Below are 15,788 nucleotides of genomic sequence, written 5' to 3' on the forward strand. Positions count from 1 at the left end.
GCTCAGGGGCTCCGCCCCCGAACCCCCGTTGCGCAGTTCCCCGCGCCCCTGGGTACCTAGGGGCGCGGGGAACTGCGCGGGAGCGCGCAGCGCGACGGGGGGTCTGGGGCGCAGCCCCAGGAGCGGCGAGAGGGCGTCTTCGGGTCAGCCGAAGAAGACGCCTACCTCCTCGTACAGGCGGGGATCCACCGTCTTCAGGCGGGCCGTCGCCTCAGCGATCGGCACGCGCACGACCTCCGTACCCCGCAGCGCCACCATCTTCCCGAAGTCCCCGTCCCGCACGGCCTCGATCGCATGCAGCCCGAACCGCGTGGCCAGCCACCGGTCGAAGGCGCTGGGGGTGCCGCCCCGCTGCACGTGCCCGAGGACCGTCGTACGGGCCTCCTTCCCCGTGCGCTGCTCGATCTCCTTGGCCAGCCACTCCCCCACCCCGGACAGCCGCACGTGCCCGAAGGAGTCCAGCGACCCGTCCTTGAGGACCAGGTCGCCGTCCTTGGGCATCGCCCCCTCCGCGACGACCACGATCGGCGCGTACGAGGCCTTGAAGCGGGAGGTGACCCAGGCGCAGACCTGGTCGACGTCGAAGCGCTGCTCGGGGATGAGGATGACGTTGGCACCGCCGGCGAGGCCCGAGTGGAGCGCGATCCACCCCGCGTGCCGGCCCATCACCTCGCACACCAGGACCCGCATGTGCGACTCGGCCGTGGTGTGCAGCCGGTCGATCGCCTCGGTCGCGATGCCCACGGCGGTGTCGAAGCCGAAGGTGTAGTCGGTGGCGGACAGGTCGTTGTCGATGGTCTTCGGTACGCCGACGACGGGCACCCCGTACTCGTCGGTGAGCCGGCCGGCCACCCCCAGGGTGTCCTCGCCGCCGATCGCGATCAGGGCGTCCACCTCGGCCTTGGCGAGGTTCGCCTTGATGCGGCGCACCCCGTCCTCGGTCTTGAGGGGGTTGGTGCGCGAGGAGCCGAGGATGGTGCCGCCGCGGGGCAGGATGCCGCGTACGGCGGGGATGTCGAGCCGGACGGAGTCGCCTTCCAGCGGACCCCTCCAGCCGTCACGGAATCCGGTGAAGTCGTAGCCGTACTCCTGCACGCCCTTGCGGACGATGCCCCGGATGACGGCGTTGAGCCCGGGGCAGTCGCCGCCTCCGGTCAGTACTCCGACCCGCATGGAAAGTCCCTTCGCCGCGGTTGGCTGACGGAACTCACGCTAATAGTGATCCAGGTCACTTCAGGAGAGGGCGGAAGGTCAATTCCCTTGCAATGTGCGGGAGTTGATCACCTGCCGTCACTCGTTGGTGGGTATCGACCGGTTTACGCGTCGTCGAGGCCCCGTTCTATGGCATAGCGCACCAGCTCCACGCGGTTGTGCAACTGGAGCTTGCCCAGGGTGTTCTGGACGTGGTTCTGGACCGTGCGGTGGGAGATGACGAGGCGCTCGGCGATCTGCTTGTAGCTCAGGCCCTTGGCCACCAGGCGCAGCACCTCGGTCTCCCGGTCGGTCAGCTGCGGGGCCCTCGGCTCGTCGCCGCCCGTGGCGGGCCCCGGGTCGGAGGCGAGCCTGCGGTACTCGCCGAGGACCAGGCCCGCGAGGCCCGGGGTGAAGACGGGGTCGCCGACGGCCGTGCGGCGCACCGCGTCGATCAGCTCCTCCGTGGAGGCCGACTTGAGCAGGTAGCCGGTGGCGCCCGACTTCACCGCCTCCAGGACGTCGGCGTGCTCACCGCTCGCGGACAGGACCAGGACCCGCAGGGCGGGGTCGAGGCCCACGAGCTCCTTGCAGACCTGGACGCCCGGCTTCGCGGGCAGGTTCAGGTCCAGCACGAGGACGTCGGGCCCCACCGCCTGCGCGCGGCGCACCGCCTGCTCGCCGTCGCCCGCGGTCGCGACCACCTCGAACCCGGCCTCGGCCAGGTCGCGGGCGACCGCGTCCCGCCACATGGGGTGGTCGTCGACCACCATGACCCTGATCGGGCCCTGTCGCTCGCTCATGCCTGCTCCGCCTTCCCCCGCGCACCCTCGGCCCCCTTCGGGGCCCTCTTGACCACGTTCACGTCGTCCACCGCTTCCCWGGGCACCCTCAGCTCGACCTCCGTGCCCTGGCCCGGCACCGAGATCAGCTCGGCGGTGCCCCCGATCTCGCGCAGCCGCCCGCGGATCGACAGGGCGACCCCCAGGCGCCCCTCCCCCTCGGCCTGCGCGAGCCGTCCCTCGGGGATGCCGGGCCCGTCGTCCCGCACGGTCACGATCACCGCGTCCGGCTCGTCCTCGACGAGGATCCACGCGCGCGCGTCCGCGCCCGCGTGCCGGTCGACGTTGTCCAGGGCGGCGCCGACCGCGGCGGCCAGTTCCCGCGCGGCACCGGCCGCGAGCGGCACCGGCGTGCCGGGGGCGGCGAACGTCACCTTCGCGGAGGCGTACGGGGCGAGCAGCGGGCGCAGGTCGCGGGGTTCCTGGTCGTCCCGCGGGTCCGGTTCGTCCACCGTGCGCACGACGGCGCCCTCGGCCTCGTCCTCGGAGACCCGCGAGACGGGCACGAGCCCGCCGGAGACCAGGGTGCGCAGCGCCACCTCCTGCTCCCCGGCGAGGCGGCCCAGCTCCGCGGCCTCCCCGCCGATCGCGGCACCGCGCCGCTGGACCATGGCCAGCACCTGGAGGACGCCGTCGTGGATGTCGCGGGCGAGCCGCTCGCGCTCGCGCGTCGCCGCCTCGATCTCCAGGGCGCGGGCCAGGGTGCGCTCGGAGGCCCGGGCGACCTCGACGACGTACCCGATGGCGATGGAGGCGACCCACACCAGCACCACGTTGTGCAGGGTGTCCTCGCTGAGGGCGCCGCGCTGTACGACATTGGCGACGCCGACCAGTGCCGACGCGAAGGCCGCCCAGCGCCAGCCGCCCTTGACGGCGAAGGCCAGCACGGCGCCCGCGGTCCAGATGGACGGGAGGGTCGGGCCGCCCGCCACGATCCGGTCGTGGGCGTCCGCGACCGGGGTGAGCAGGATGCCGGTGAGGGCGACGGTCAGGTCGGCCGCGAGGAAGGGCCTGGTGCAGCTCGCCGCGTTCGCCACCTTGGGCAGGGTGGCGAAGGTCCAGGCGGCGAGCACCACGAAGTAGCCGATGGCCACCTGCGGACGGATGTACTCCTCGTGCTTGGCCACGAAGAGGCCGATCGCGTAGAACAGCGTCAGGACGCGGTACCCCGTGAGCGCGCGCCACAGCGGCTGCTCGACCGACATCCTCATGACTCTCTCGCGCCTGGCCATGTTCCCCCCACCCCGTCCCCCGACGGCCGAGCCCCGCTCTAGGAGCCGGTCCGCCCGGCTTCTTTCTGGGCCTGCTTCTGTGCCTTCGCCGCCTCCGCGATCTGCCGCTTGGCGGCGGTCGCGTAGATGTCGACGTACTCCTGTCCGGACAGCTTCATGATTTCGTACATGACCTCGTCGGTCACCGCCCGCAGGACGAAACGGTCGTGCTCCATGCCGTTGTACCGGCTGAAGTCCAGCGGCCTGCCGATGCGGATGCCCGGGCGCATCAGCTTGGGCACCACCTTGCCGGGCGGCTGGATCTTCTCCGTGTCGATCATCGCGACCGGCACGACCGGCGCCCCGGAGGCCAGCGCCACGCGCGCGAGGCCGCCGGGCTTGCCGCGGTAGAGGCGTCCGTCGGGCGAGCGCGTGCCCTCCGGGTAGATCCCGAAGAGCTCACCGCGGCCGAGGACGTCGAGGCCGCTCTGGATGGCCGCCTGGCCCGCGCCGCGCCCTCCGGAGCGGTCCACCGGCAGCTGGCCGACACCCTTGAAGAAGGCGGCCGTCATCCGGCCCTTGACGCCCGGCGTGGTGAAGTACTCGGCCTTGGCGATGAAGGTGACCTTGCGGTCGAGCACCGCGGGCAGGAAGAACGAGTCCGAGAACGACAGGTGATTGCTCGCCAGGATGGCCGGGCCGTCGGCGGGAATGTTCTCCAGGCCCTCCACCCAGGGCCTGAAGGCGAGCTTCAGGGGTCCCCCGATGGAGAACTTCATCGCGCCGTAGATCACCCGTGTGCCTCCTGTACATGTCGGTCAGACCTTAACCCGGGGCACCGCGAATGGGCCCGACGGCCCTGGTCGGTGTCAGTGCGGTCGCGTACGGTGAAGTACGCCTCGAAGCTTCGGGGTGATCGTCGTGTCGCCCTTGGACGAACAGGAGACCGAAGGTGCCGGTCCTTCCCGGAGCAGAGCCGTTCCACCACGAGGGGGGAGAGGTCGGGGTCCTCCTCTGCCACGGCTTCACCGGTTCCCCGCAGTCGCTGCGCCCCTGGGCGCGGTACCTGGCCGAGCGCGGCCTCACCGTCTCGCTGCCCCTGCTGCCCGGACACGGCACGCGCTGGGAGGACATGCAGCTCACCGGCTGGCAGGACTGGTACGCGGAGGTGGACCGTGAGCTGCGCGCCCTGCGCGAGCGCTGCTCCCACGTCTTCGTCCTCGGCCTCTCCATGGGCGGTGCGCTCGCCCTGCGGCTCGCCGCGAAGCACGGGGAGGCGGTCGACGGCGTCGTGGTCGTCAACCCGGCGAACAAGGTGCACGGCCTCGCCGCGTACGCGCTGCCGGTGATCCGCCACCTCGTCCCGACGGTGAAGGGCATCACCAGCGACATCGCCAAGGAGGGCGGGGTCGAGATCGGCTACGACAGGGTGCCCCTGCACGCGGCGCACTCCATGCGCAATTTCTACCGGCTGCTCGACGGCGAACTGCCGCAGGTGACCCAGCCGCTGCTGCTCCTGCACAGCCCGCGGGACCACGTCGTGCCGCCCGCCGACTCGGCCCGCATCCTCAGCCGGGTGTCGTCCGTGGACGTGACGGAGATACTCCTGGAACAGAGCTACCACGTCGCGACGTTGGACCACGACGCGGACCGGATCTTCGAGGAGAGCTACGCCTTCGTCTCCCGGCTCGCACCCGCTGCGGGCAAGGAGGCCGGCGCGGGCCAGGCGGGGCAGCAGGAAGGGACGGCCACCGGTGGCTGAGCACGACGCGGACCGCGAGCCAGACGAGAAGGACGCGGCTCCCGGCGGGGGGCAGGGCCCGTCGTTCGACGAGACGGCGGCGTGGGAGGCCATCGTGGCGGGGTACGGCGAGGAACCGCCGGACCCGCCGGGCGCCAAGCCGTTCAAGTCGGTGGAGGACCTGGCGCTCCTGGAGCCGGAGACGAACGACTCCGGCGCGGCCGACTCCGGGAGCGCCGCGAGGCCCCGGGGCGCCAAGGGCCCGAAGGGCGGTACGGACACCGCGGACGCCGACGCCCCGGGTACGGCGGCCGGGACGGATGAGCCCGGCGCCGAGAAGCCGCTCGGCAGCTCGGTCGCGTTCGCGCCCGGCGTGGCGGGACCGCGTGACTACGCGGCGCCGGATCCGGCCGAGGAGGATTTCGACGAGGACGACGAGGGCCACTTCGTGCCGCCCGAGCCGCCCCCGCTGCCCGCCGCGGACACGACGGCCAAGTTCGCCTGGCTCGGTGTGATCGGCGGCCCCGTGCTGCTGCTCCTCGCGGTGCTGCTGGGCTGGGACATGACGTGGTGGCTCGCCACGCTCGGCATCGGTGGCTTCCTCGGCGGGTTCGCCACGCTGGTGGGGCGGATGCGGGCCGACGACGAGGACGGGGACGACCCGGGGCGCGGCGCGGTGGTCTGACGCCCCGCGCCACGGCCCCTCGGCAGGCCGGTCCTTCAGCCGGCTGCCCCTCAGCCGGCCGGGACCCTGAGGGCCGCCAGGACCGGGAGGTGGTCCGTGGCCGCCCTCAGGTCCGCCTCGCTCACCCCGGGGTGACCCAGGGGTACGCCGCAACCGAGGATCTCCACGCCCCGCGTGGCGAAGAGGGCGTCGATGCGCTGGTGGGGGTCGCCGGGGGTCGAGGTGTGCTCGCCGCCCCAGGGGGCCACCGCCCAGCCGTCCTGCAGCTCGGCCGCCAGACGCTTGAAGGTGCGGCCGCCCGGGCGTTCGTTGAGGTCGCCGCCGGCGACGGCGTACGGGGTGTCCAGTGCGGCGAGCCGGTCGAGGAGCAGGTCGCCCTGTCGGGCGCGCTCGTCCTTCTGCAGGGAGAGGTGGCAGCTCAGCACGCCGATCCGGGCCGCCCCGAAGCGGACGACCGCGGTCGCGAAGCCGCGCCGGTGCAGGCCGGGGGTGAGCGGGAGCAGGACGTCCTCGGTGCGTTCCACGGTGGCGCGCAGGGAGCACAGGAGGGCGGGGCCGGAGGCGGTGGCTCCGCCGGAGAGGACCACCTGGCCGGAGCCGGCCGCCAGGCGGGCCAGCTTCTTGCGCCAGCGGAAGAAGCGGGGGGCTTCCTGGAGGAGGACGAGGTCCGGGGCGCAGGCGGTGATCACCCGGGCGAGTGCGGAGGTGTCGTCCCGCATGGAGCGGATGTTGTAGCTGAGCACGCGGACGACGGCGGAGCCGTCCTCTTCGGTCCGGGAAGCGGGCAGCGGGCTGTCTGCCGGACTGATCGACATGCGGATCAAGATAGTGGGTGAGGGGGCGGACGGCTGTGTTTTGCCCGCGGGCCGGTGGGGGCTTGTCGCGCAGTCCCCCGCGCCCCTGAAAACCCAGGGGCGCGGGGAACTGCGCGATCGGCCCCCACCGGGCCGCGGACGACGACATGCCCCGTGCCCCCGCACACCGGAACGCCCGCCCGCCCCCGGAGGGGCACGGCGGGCGTTCGGACGATGGTCGCGGTCACTACATGATCGGGTCCGGCTCCCGGGCCAGGTCCGCCGCGCCCACCAGCCCCGCGTCGTTGCCGAGCCGCGCGGCGATCACCTCCGCGACGGGCCGCCAGTTCCCGCCCACCAGCCACCGCTTGTACGACTTGCGGATCGGGTCGAGGACCAGCTCGCCCTCGTCCGAGAGCCCGCCGCCGACGATGAACGCGGAGGGGTCGAAGAGGGAGGCCAGGTCGGCGAGACCGGCGCCGGCCCAGCGGGCCAGCTCGCGGTAGGAGTCCACCGCCACCGGGTCCCCCTGCCGCGCGGCCATCGAGATGTGCTTGCCCTCGATGCCGTCGGGGGTCCCGTCGCCCAGCGAGAGCAGGATCTCCGCCCGCTCCGGGGTCGCGTTGGCGCGCTGCGTGGCGTACCTGACGAGCGCGCGCCCGGACGCGTACTGCTCCCAGCAGCCCTGCGAACCGCACCCGCACAGCAGCCCGTCCGGGACCATCCGGATGTGCCCGAACTCGGCGGCGACGCCGAAGTGCCCGCGCCGCAGCTTGTTACCGATGATGATGCCGCCGCCCAGGCCCGTGCCGAGCGTGATGCAGATGACGTTGCGGTGCCCCTTGCCCGCACCGAACCTGTACTCGCCCCAGGCCGCCGCGTTCGCGTCGTTCTCGACCACGACCGGCAGGCCCACCCGGGCCTCCACCTCTGTCTTCAGGGGCTCCTGCCGCCAGTCGATGTTCGGCGCGAAATAGACGGTGGAGCGCTCCCGGTTGACGTATCCGGCCGCACCGATGCCCACGCCGACGATCTCGTGCCCGGCCCGTGCACCCTCGACGGCGGCGGCGATCGCGTCCACGATCGCCTGCGGCGTCGAGGGGGTCGGCACCTTGAAGGTCGAGAGGATGTTGCCTTCCTCGTCGACCACCCCGGCCGCGATCTTCGTGCCGCCGATGTCGACGCCGATGGTGAGTCCCATGAATCCCTCAGTTTCGGTCGAGCCCCGCTATGGCCAACCGTACCCGAGCGGCTTCAGTCCAGGTCGATGTGTTCCGCGCCACCGGTGCCCTCTTCCCGGGGCCGCGCGGCGGTGTCCCGGGCGGTCCAGCGCCGCTCCTGCGCCTCGACGGCGGAGCGGTAGGCGGCGAGCAGCTCGGAGCCGGCGCTCGCCAGGTGGTCGAAGACGTCGGGGTTGCGCTCGATGACGGGCTCGACGGCGGCCTTCGCCTGCTGCACGACCTGGTTGACCACCTGCTGGGCGGCGCCGCCGGCGACCGCGCCGAGCAGCGGCGACTGCAGCCCGGACAGCTTGTCGGCAACGGCGTCGACGAGCTTGCGCAGCTCCTCTGCGGCCGAGCCGGGCGGGCGGCCGTACTGGCTGCGGCGGCGGGCCTGCTCCGCGGCGAGGTCCTCGGCGCACGCCTTCGCCCAGGCGTCGTCGTCGGTCGTGCGGACCTCGTCGCGCTCACCGGCACGCACCGTGTCCTCGTGCACCTTGCCGAGCGCGTCCTCCCCTGTTTCGGACGTGGGGCGCTCATCGCTCATGGCGGACTCCAAGCATCGGCTCTGTGTCTCTCGACGTTACCCGAACGGGGGTACGCCGTTCACCGTGTCCGTGGCCACAGCTCGGGGTCGGGGGTGAACCGCACCCGCAGTTCGCCCTCGCGCAGGGAGGCCCCGGCCACCGCGCAGCGGCGCAGCGCGGACGGCAGCATGACGATCCGGCGGAACTGCCCGACGGTGACGAGGAGTTCGTCGCCGCGCCGTACGAGGTCGAGTTCCTCGCGTATCGCGCCGGGGAGCGGGATGTGCCAGACGAGGACACCGTCCTCGGCCAGCCGGTCGACGACGGGCCAGCGCGGCGGACCGGGAGTGTCACCCACGCCCGCACCCGCGTCCGCGTCCGGCACCGGGAGCAGGGCCAGGTCCTCGGCGCCGCGCGGGTCGTGGCCGAGGTGCGGCACCTCGTGCACGCCGTCCGGCCGCTCCCGCTCCGTGCGCCACTCGTCGAGGGTCTTGCGCTGCTGGGCGGCGAGGGCGGCCAGCCAGGTGTCGGGGGACGTGTCGGGCAGCACCCGGTTGGCGATCAGGGCGTCGGTGCGCAGGCCGCGCAGGGCGAGCGCGGTGGTCGCGGTCCGGACGGCGTCGGCGCCGGCGGGGCCGGGTTCGGCGACCAGGCGCACGGTCGTCGCCGGGTCCTCGACGGCCAGCTGTGCCGCGGCCAGTTCGATCTCCCAGCGGCCCGCTGTCTCGTACAGCCGCTCCGTCGGCATCGGCACGCCGGCCAGGCGGCCGAGGACGGGCCGCAGGGCGCGGGCCGCCTGGCGCTCGGCGGGCAGCAGGCGGCGCAGGTAGCGGCGCAGTTGTTCGGGCAGGGCCAGCAGGGCGAGGGCCCGCGGCAGGGGCGGCAGGTCGACGACGAGCAGGTCGAAGGCGTCCGCGGCGGCGGCGTCGCGCAGGGCGCGCAGCAGGGTGAGCTCCTCGGCGCCGGGGAGCGGGGTGAGCTCCTCGGCGTCCAGCCGGGTCGAGCCCAGCAGGTCGAGGGCGGCCGCGGCCTGTTCCTGGAGCGCGAGGAGGTCGGCGCGGAACCCCTCGGCCGGATCCGGCCGCCAGGCGGTGAGGCCGGGGGCGGCCTCGGCCGGTGTGTCACCGGTGGGGGCGCCGAGGACGGCGCCGAGGGTGTCGGTGCGGTCCGCGGAGAGCACCAGGGTGCGGGTGCCCCGGCGGGCGGCCTCCAGGGCGGTGGCCGCGGCGACGGTGGTGCGGCCGGAGCCGCCGGGCCCGGTGATCAGGATGGTGCGCATGCTGCTGAACGGTACGTGGTGGAGCGGAGAGCGGCGGCGCGCCGTCCTCCTGCCCGCCTGCTGCCCGCCTGCTGCCCGCCTACTGTCCGGTCTTCTCGCCGGTCTCGCCGGCGCCGCCCGACTCCACGCGCTTCTTCAGCCCGGCCAGCGCGCGGTCGATGATGACCTTCTCCGCCTTGCGCTTGATCATGCCGAGCATCGGGATCTTGACGTCGACGGTGAGGCGGTAGGTGACCTCGGTGGCGTTGAGGCCCGCGGGCCGCAGGGTGTACGAGCCGTCCAGCGAGCGGAGCATCTGCGACTTGACCAGGGTCCAGGAGACCTCGTGGTCGCCGGTCCAGGTGTAGCCCAGAGTCTGGTCGTCCTTGATGGCGCCGGCGTCCATGACCAGGCGCACCTGCTCGGCACGGCCCTCGCCGTCCGTCGCGAGCACCTCGGCCTCCTTCACCTCGCCCGTCCAGTCCGGGTAACGGGCGAAGTCGGCGATGACCGCCATGACCTCGGCCGGAGCCGCCTCGATCGTGATGCTCGAACTGGTGTGTTCCGCCATCGCCGTGGCTCCTCCAGATGCGGTCCGGACAGGGGTCGTGCGGACTGCGAACGCTTGCGGCCCGTGTGTGTGCAGCGTGAAGGCTACCGCGCTGGGCAGGGGTGCCCGCCCGCGGCCCCGCGACCGCCCGGGGCCCCGGCGGGCCCCGCCGCCGGCCTCACCACTCCAGGACCCACGGCTTCCCCCTGCTGGCGAAGTGCCCCACGTTCACGCACTCCGTGGCGCCGATGCGCATCCGCCGGGCGAGCGGCTGGTGGACGTGCCCGAAGAGCGAGTAGCGCGGCTTCGTGCGCCGGATCGCCTCCAGCAGGGCCCGGCTGCCCCGCTCGAAGCGCCGTGCCACCGTGTCGTAGACCAGCTCGGGCACCTCGGGCGGGATGTGCGTGCAGAGCACGTCGACCTCGCCGACGGCCTCGATCTTCGCCGCGTACTCCTCGTCGCTGATCTCGTACGGCGTGCGCATCGGGGTGCGCAGCCCGCCGCCGACGAAGCCGAAGACGCGGCCGCCGATCTCCACGCGCTCGCCGTCCAGGACGGTGGTGCCCGGTCCCGCGTACTCCGGCCAGAGGGACGGCATGTCGACGTTGCCGTAGGTGGCGTACGTCGGGGTGGGGAACGCCGCGAAGAGTTCGGCGTACTGCTTGCGCACCGCCTTCTCGATGGCGGGGCCCCGGTCCACGCCCGCCCAGAGCCGGGCGCCGAAGGCCCGGGCCTCCTCGTAGTGGCGGGCGGTGCGCAGCTCGACGATGTGGTCCGTGTTCTCGGTGCCGAACAGGTCCGGGAAGATGCCCCGGGAGTGGTCGGCGTAGTCGATGAAGAGCACGAGGTCGCCCAGACAGATCAGGGCGTCCGCGCCCTCACCCGCCCCGACCAGGTCACGGACGTTGCCGTGCACGTCGCTCACGACGTGGATCCGGGTGCGCGGGGTGTCCCGCGCGTCACTTCCGCTGCCACCTTGTGTACCCACCATGGCGATCAAGGGTAAGCCTGTGGAGCAAACGTGTGTAGACGCGGGCGGACCTGCGGTTACTACCCAGCCGGTAACCGCTTGGACTACCCTGCGCGAAGGAACGCCCACCCGTGTGACGCGGGGAACATCTCACCGGGACCCCCTGTCGTAGAGGTACTACCGGCGGGTAACGTCCGGGCAGTCCAGTCGTGCTCAGGGTTTCAACAACCGACTCCCGGAGCACCTGCCCGAGCCTTGGACCACTCCGTCGCATCACACGAAGTCGTGGCGTCGGCGCCCTATGAGGAGCAGCAGTCTTGCGCGAGTTCAGCCTTCCGGCTTTGTACGAGGTCCCTGCGGACGGCAATCTGACCGACATCGTCCGCAGAAACGCCGCGCAGCACCCCGACGTCGCGGTCATCGCCCGCAAGGTCGGCGGAGCCTGGACGGATGTCACGGCCACCGCGTTCCTCGCCGAGGTGCAGACCGCGGCCAAGGGCCTGATCGCCTCGGGCGTACGGCCCGGCGACCGCGTCGGCCTGATGTCCCGCACCCGGTACGAGTGGACGCTGCTGGACTTCGCCATCTGGAGCGCGGGCGCGGTCACCGTACCGGTGTACGAGACCAGCTCGCCCGAGCAGGTGCAGTGGATCCTCGGCGACTCGGGGGCCACCGCGGTCGTCGTGGAGCTGGACGCGCACGCGGCCGCCGTGGAGTCGGTGCGCGACCGGCTGCCGCAGCTCAAGCACGTCTGGCAGATCGAGGACGGGGGCGTCGAGGAGCTCGGCCGGGCCGGCCAGGACGTCACGGACGCGGCGGTCGAGGAGCGCAGCTCGCTCGCCAAGGCCGACGACCCGGCGACCATCGTCTACACGAGCGGCACCACCGGCCGCCCCAAGGGCTGTGTGCTGACCCACCGCAGCTTCTTCGCCGAGTGCGGCAACATCGTGGAGCGGCTGCGGCCGCTGTTCCGCACCGGCGAGTGCTCGGTGCTCCTCTTCCTCCCGCTCGCGCACGTCTTCGGGCGGCTCGTGCAGGTGGCGCCGATGATGGCGCCGATCAAGCTGGGCACGGTCCCGGACATCAAGAACCTCACCGACGAGCTGGCCTCCTTCCGGCCGACGCTGATCCTCGGCGTGCCGCGCGTCTTCGAGAAGGTGTACAACTCGGCCCGGGCCAAGGCGCAGGCGGACGGCAAGGGCAAGATCTTCGACAAGGCGGCGGACACGGCGATCGCGTACAGCCGCGCGCTGGACACGGCGGCGGGCCCGTCGCTGGGCCTGCGGATCAAGCACAAGGCGTTCGACAAGCTCGTCTACGGCAAGCTGCGGGCGGTGCTCGGCGGCAAGGGCGAGTACGCGATCTCCGGCGGGGCGCCGCTGGGCGAGCGGCTCGGCCACTTCTTCCGCGGCATCGGCTTCACGGTCCTGGAGGGCTACGGGCTGACCGAGTCCTGCGCGGCGACCGCCTTCAACCCGTGGGACCGGCAGAAGATCGGCACGGTCGGGCAGCCGCTGCCGGGCTCGGTGGTGCGCATCGCCGACGACGGCGAGGTGCTGCTGCACGGCGAGCACCTCTTCAAGGGGTACTGGAACAACGAGGCCGCGACCGAGGAGGCGCTGGCCGACGGCTGGTTCCACACCGGGGACATCGGCACGCTCGACGAGGACGGGTACCTGCGGATCACCGGCCGCAAGAAGGAGATCATCGTCACGGCGGGCGGCAAGAACGTGGCGCCCGCGGTGATCGAGGACCGCATCCGGGCGCACGCGCTGGTCGCGGAGTGCATGGTGGTCGGCGACGGGCGGCCGTTCGTGGGGGCGCTCGTCACCATCGACGAGGAGTTCCTGGGCCGCTGGGCCGAGGAGCACGGGAAGCCGGCCGGCTCGACCGCGGCGTCGCTCTGCGAGGACCCGGACCTGCTCGCGGCGGTCCAGAGCGCGGTGGACGACGGCAACGCGGCGGTGTCGAAGGCGGAGTCGGTGCGCAAGTTCCGGGTGCTGTCGCACCAGTTCACGGAGGACTCGGGGCATCTGACGCCGTCGCTGAAACTGAAGCGGAACGTGGTGGCGAAGGACTACGCCGCCGAGATCGAGGCGATCTATCAGGGCTAGGCCCGCCTTTTGAACGGCGTTCGGCTTCCCCGCCGTCGTGGCCGCTCGCGCAGTTCCCCGCGCCCCTAGATACCTAGGGGCGCGGGGAACTGCGCGATCAGCCCCCACCGACCCGCACCCGCTAGAGCAACAACCGCAGCCGTTCCGCCAGAAGGTCCCAGCGCCACTTCTCCTCCACCCACTCCCGCCCCCGCTCCCCCATCCTGCGGCGCAACCCCGCATCGCCGAGGAGCGTGACGATCCGGTCGGCCGTGTCGGCCGGGGAGCCGCCCCGGACGACCCAGCCCGTCTCCCCGTCGAGGACGGCGTCCGGCGCGCCCCCCGAGTCGCCCGCGACGACGGGCAGCCCGGTCGCGGACGCCTCCAGGTAGACGATCCCGAGCCCCTCCACGTCCAGCCCCCCGCGCCGCGTGCGGCACGGCATGGCGAAGACGTCGCCCGCGCCGTAGTGGGCCGGGAGTTCGGACCAGGGCACCGCCCCGGTGAAGCGGACCGAGCCGGCGACCCCGGTCTCGTGCGCGAGCCGCCGCAGGTCCTTCTCGTACGGCCCGCCGCCCACGATCAGCAGCACGGCTTCCGGCTCGGCCGCCAGGATGCGCGGCATCGCGCGGATGAGCGTGTCCTGCCCCTTGCGCGGCACCAGGCGCGAGACGCACACCACCACCGGCCGGTCGGTGAGACCGAGGCGGGCCCGCACGGCGTCCCCGCCCGAGTCGGGGTGGAAGGTCTTCTCGTCGACGCCCGGCGGCAGTTGCACCATCCGGCCGGCCGCCTCGGGCGTCAGCGCGCCGGCGATCCGCGAGCGCGTGTACTCCCCGAGGTACGTGATCGTGTCCGTCGACTCCCCGATCCGGCGCAGCAGCCCGCGCGCGGCGGGCAGTTGCGCCCACCCCGCCTCGTGCCCGTGCGTGGTCGCCACGAGCCGCTGCGCGCCCGCGCTGCGCAGCGCGGGCGCGAGCAGCCCGAGCGGCGCCGCCGCACCGAACCACACCGAGGTGCACCCGTGCTCCCGCAGCAGCCCGGTGGCCCGCCGGGAGACCCCCGGAGTGGGCAGCAGCATGGTTGTTCGGTCGCGTACGATGACGAAGGGCTGTTCGGCGTCGAAGGCGGCTGTGGCCTCGGCACCTTCCCGGCCCCGCTTCCACGTGGAGGCGTACACGACGAGTCGTTCGGGATCCAGGCGCAGCGCCATGTTGTGCAGGAACGCCTGGATGCCGCCCGGTCTCGGCGGGAAGTCGTTGGTCACGATCAGGGTCTTGTGCATCGTCCGCATCGTCTCGCGCATCGCGGTCGACAGTACCGAACCCGCACCCGGCGGCTGCGCCCGGCCGCGCTTCACCGCTCTCGCACAGCCGCGCGGAGGATCATGGCCGCACAGCGGATCCGCACGGAAGAGGGGCAGGTGGGCATGGCGGGAGCCAGGGGGCCGAGGTTCCCGTACGCGCCGGTGGCCGTCTGGGGCCTGACGAGGCTGGTGCTGCTGCTCTTCGTCCTCAAGGTGTTCGTCTTCCCCGGACCGGACGTCACGAGCGACGTCGCGGTGACCTACCGGAACTGGTACGAGGTCCTGCGCACCGGCACCTTCCCGCTGGACGACGTGACCTGGCAGTACCCGCCGGCCGCCGCGCTCGCGATCCTCTCCCCCGCGCTGCTGCCGTTCCTGGCCTACACCGAGGCGTTCTTCGTCCTCGCCCTCCTCGCCGACCTGGCCGTCCTCGCGCTGCTCGGGTACGCGGGCCGGCGCCCCGGCAGGTCGTCGCGCGGGGTGTGGGTGTGGGTCGTGGGCGTGCCCCTGCTGGGGCCGACGGTCTACGCGCGCTACGACGTGATGGTGACGGCCGTCGCCGTGGCGGCGGTCCTCGCGGGCGTGCGGCACCCGAGGGCGATGGGCGTGCTCGCCGCGTTCGGCGCGCTGCTGAAGGTGTGGCCGCTGCTGGTGCTCGTGGGCACGGCCGGGCGCCGCGCATGGGCCGCGGCGGCCGCGGCGGGTGCGGGCATCGCGCTGGCGTTCGCCGCGCTGATGCCGGGCGCGTTCGCGTTCCTGACCTTCCAGCGCGACCGCGGGACCGAGGTCGAGTCCCTCGGCTCGCTGGTGTTCCACGTCGCCCGGCACCACGGCTGGCGGGGCGAGGTGCTGCTCAACTACGGCTCGGTGGAGTTCCTCGGGCCGTACGTCGACGTGGTGAGCACGGTGGCGCTGATGCTGACCGGGCTGGCGTTCGGCTGGCTGCTGCTGTGGCGGCTGTGCGCGACCCGGTTCCCGGAGCACACGCCCGCGGACGCCGCGTTCACGGCGGTGCTCCTGTTCACCACGACCAGCAGGGTCATCAGCCCCCAGTACATGGTGTGGCTGGTCGGTCTGGCCGCCGTCTGCCTGGTGTTCCGCGGCAGCCGGATGGGGCTGCCGGCGGGGATGGTGCTGGTGGCGTGCTTCTTCACCGTCCTGGAGTTCCCCCTGTACTTCGCGGACGTCGTCGGCAGCACCGGCTTCGGCATCACCCTGCTCGCGGTCCGCAACGGGCTGCTGGTCGCCGCGACCGTCACCGCGGGCGTCCTGCTGTGGCGCGACACCGTCTCGTACGCGGACCGGGCCCCGGCGCCCGCCGGCCGGGAGGCCCCCGCCGGCAACGAGGAGTCCCTGGCCCCCTGACCGGGGGGACCGCCCGGGGTAACCCGAGCCGGAGC

At 73.0% G+C, this 15,788-nt stretch carries 15 protein-coding genes; 4 read left to right on the top strand and 11 right to left on the bottom strand.

Annotated features, from left to right (window positions below):
• Positions 1-144 precede the first annotated feature (144 nt).
• The 4 genes from FGF04_RS23210 to FGF04_RS23225 all read right to left on the bottom strand — a co-directional run bounded on the left by FGF04_RS23210 (position 145) and on the right by FGF04_RS23225 (position 4,038).
• Entirely contained in the window at positions 145-1,173 is a 1,029-nt protein-coding gene (locus tag FGF04_RS23210) for a 6-phosphofructokinase (RefSeq protein ID WP_149513213.1), read from the bottom strand.
• 143 nt (positions 1,174-1,316) lie between these two features.
• Complete coding sequence (locus FGF04_RS23215) at positions 1,317-1,994, bottom strand: response regulator (protein ID WP_149513214.1); 678 nt, start codon at positions 1,992-1,994, stop codon at positions 1,317-1,319.
• Positions 1,991-3,265, bottom strand: a complete 1,275-nt coding sequence (gene macS, locus FGF04_RS23220) for a MacS family sensor histidine kinase (RefSeq protein ID WP_188114188.1) — start codon at positions 3,263-3,265, stop codon at positions 1,991-1,993. The genes FGF04_RS23215 and macS overlap by 4 nt, the downstream gene beginning before the upstream one ends.
• 38 nt (positions 3,266-3,303) lie before the next feature.
• On the bottom strand, positions 3,304-4,038 hold the full coding sequence (locus tag FGF04_RS23225; RefSeq protein ID WP_188114189.1) for a lysophospholipid acyltransferase family protein: 735 nt from the start codon (positions 4,036-4,038) through the stop codon (positions 3,304-3,306).
• A gap of 158 nt (positions 4,039-4,196) precedes the next feature.
• On the opposite strand from FGF04_RS23225, the gene FGF04_RS23230 reads away from it, so the two are divergent.
• Together FGF04_RS23230 and FGF04_RS23235 are read left to right on the top strand one after the other, a co-directional pair.
• Positions 4,197-5,006: an alpha/beta hydrolase gene (locus FGF04_RS23230; protein ID WP_149513216.1), complete on the top strand. Its 810-nt coding sequence runs from the start codon at positions 4,197-4,199 to the stop codon at positions 5,004-5,006.
• Positions 4,999-5,670, top strand: coding sequence for a hypothetical protein (locus FGF04_RS23235; RefSeq protein ID WP_149513217.1), 672 nt, complete (start codon positions 4,999-5,001; stop codon positions 5,668-5,670). The genes FGF04_RS23230 and FGF04_RS23235 overlap by 8 nt, the downstream gene beginning before the upstream one ends.
• Before the next feature lie 50 nt (positions 5,671-5,720).
• On the opposite strand, the gene FGF04_RS23240 is transcribed toward FGF04_RS23235, so the two are convergent.
• The 6 genes from FGF04_RS23240 to FGF04_RS23265 all read right to left on the bottom strand — a co-directional run bounded on the left by FGF04_RS23240 (position 5,721) and on the right by FGF04_RS23265 (position 11,010).
• A complete protein-coding gene (locus FGF04_RS23240) occupies positions 5,721-6,485 on the bottom strand; it encodes an endonuclease/exonuclease/phosphatase family protein (RefSeq protein ID WP_149513218.1) in 765 nt (254 codons plus the stop codon).
• Positions 6,486-6,711: 226 nt separating this feature from the next.
• Complete coding sequence (locus FGF04_RS23245) at positions 6,712-7,665, bottom strand: ROK family glucokinase (RefSeq protein WP_149513219.1); 954 nt, start codon at positions 7,663-7,665, stop codon at positions 6,712-6,714.
• A 53-nt stretch (positions 7,666-7,718) separates the two neighbouring features.
• Positions 7,719-8,231 carry a DUF5304 domain-containing protein gene (locus FGF04_RS23250; RefSeq protein ID WP_149513220.1) on the bottom strand — a complete coding sequence of 171 codons (513 nt, stop codon included), beginning with the start codon at positions 8,229-8,231 and terminating at the stop codon, positions 7,719-7,721.
• A 59-nt stretch (positions 8,232-8,290) separates the two neighbouring features.
• Positions 8,291-9,490, bottom strand: coding sequence for an ArsA family ATPase (locus FGF04_RS23255; protein WP_149513221.1), 1,200 nt, complete (start codon positions 9,488-9,490; stop codon positions 8,291-8,293).
• 79 nt (positions 9,491-9,569) lie between these two features.
• Entirely contained in the window at positions 9,570-10,040 is a 471-nt protein-coding gene (locus FGF04_RS23260) for an SRPBCC family protein (protein ID WP_149513222.1), read from the bottom strand.
• 157 nt (positions 10,041-10,197) lie between these two features.
• Positions 10,198-11,010 (bottom strand): metallophosphoesterase family protein, encoded by an 813-nt coding sequence (locus FGF04_RS23265; protein ID WP_188114190.1) that lies wholly within the window; start codon positions 11,008-11,010, stop codon positions 10,198-10,200.
• A 296-nt stretch (positions 11,011-11,306) separates the two neighbouring features.
• Here FGF04_RS23265 and FGF04_RS23270 point away from each other — a divergent pair, with 296 nt between their 5' ends.
• A complete protein-coding gene (locus FGF04_RS23270) occupies positions 11,307-13,103 on the top strand; it encodes an AMP-dependent synthetase/ligase (RefSeq protein ID WP_149513223.1) in 1,797 nt (598 codons plus the stop codon).
• Between the two features lie 121 nt (positions 13,104-13,224).
• Here FGF04_RS23270 and FGF04_RS23275 read toward each other — a convergent pair whose 3' ends face one another.
• A complete protein-coding gene (locus tag FGF04_RS23275; protein ID WP_149513795.1) occupies positions 13,225-14,367 on the bottom strand; it encodes a glycosyltransferase family 4 protein in 1,143 nt (380 codons plus the stop codon).
• A gap of 144 nt (positions 14,368-14,511) precedes the next feature.
• Here FGF04_RS23275 and FGF04_RS23280 point away from each other — a divergent pair, with 144 nt between their 5' ends.
• Complete coding sequence (locus FGF04_RS23280) at positions 14,512-15,753, top strand: glycosyltransferase 87 family protein (protein WP_149513796.1); 1,242 nt, start codon at positions 14,512-14,514, stop codon at positions 15,751-15,753.
• Positions 15,754-15,788: the final 35 nt, after the last annotated feature.

Origin of the sequence: Streptomyces apricus, from assembly GCF_008369065.1 — a bacterium.
Lineage (GTDB): Bacteria > Actinomycetota > Actinomycetes > Streptomycetales > Streptomycetaceae > Streptomyces > Streptomyces apricus.